Source organism: Vibrio sp. D173a (genome assembly GCF_030248475.1).
Genome location: NZ_JAHGAH010001382.1, coordinates 1 through 836, shown reverse-complemented (window position 1 = coordinate 836; position 836 = coordinate 1). Strand labels below are relative to the sequence as shown.

Genomic DNA, 836 nt, shown 5'->3' with positions numbered 1-836 from the left:
TCGAACTAATCCAAACTCCCTGATAAAAAACCGTTACTGATATTAAAAAGAACGATTATTACCATGACAATAAGACAAGTGGATGACGAAGCAATAAAACAATGGGTTATTAACGCTCGAAGGCATAAAGCCTATAAAATACTTAGCTATTTAATCAGACCTAAGATCTCTTTAAACTCGGGCGCACGACAGTCTTCGACCATTTCATACAAGCACATTTCAACGCCCGTCAATCCAACACCATTCGCAGTGAGCTTAGCCATAGCAAGCGCTTTGTTTGCCGCCGTTCTTGACGCTGTGCAATCCGTTACAAGCTCTACTCGGTAACCCATTTTTCGCAAAGATAAAGCCGTTTGATAAACGCAGATATGCGCTTCGACCCCACAGATTAGCCATGTGTCGACCTTAGTATTCTCTACCGCCAATTTAAACGTGGCTTCTTTGCACCCATCAAAAGTGTATTTAGCGATGGCTAGATGATCTTGTGCCAGCACTTCACGAATCGGCTCAGCTGTTGGACCTAAACGCTCTGGATTCTGTTCTAACCATACGATAGGTAAATTGAGCGCTTTCGCTCCTTTCACCAACTTAGTGGTATTTTCAATTACAACATCACTTTCATGCATCAAGGTCGCCAGCTTGCCTTGAACATCATAAATATACGCAAGCTCAGCCACCGTTTAGCCGAGAACTTTTTTAACAGGCTTGCGCGATGCACTTCCACGGTTCGCATCGCAATACAAAGCTCGTCCGCAATGCGGATATTGCGCTTGCCCGCGATAATCAAACGCAGAATGTCTTTCTCTCTTGGCGTCAGCGATTCATAAGCAGCTTTC

1 protein-coding gene and 1 pseudogene are annotated in these 836 nt (G+C 44.1%); both read right to left on the bottom strand.

Annotated elements, in window-relative coordinates; all coding sequences use genetic code 11:
• Positions 1–146: 146 nt before the first annotated feature.
• Complete coding sequence (locus tag KIV40_RS33515; RefSeq protein WP_285353730.1) at positions 147–659, bottom strand: hydrolase; 513 nt, start codon at positions 657–659, stop codon at positions 147–149.
• A pseudogene (locus KIV40_RS33510) lies at positions 636–836 on the bottom strand (LuxR C-terminal-related transcriptional regulator); the annotation flags it as partial. The pseudogene KIV40_RS33510 and the gene KIV40_RS33515, both read right to left, overlap by 24 nt.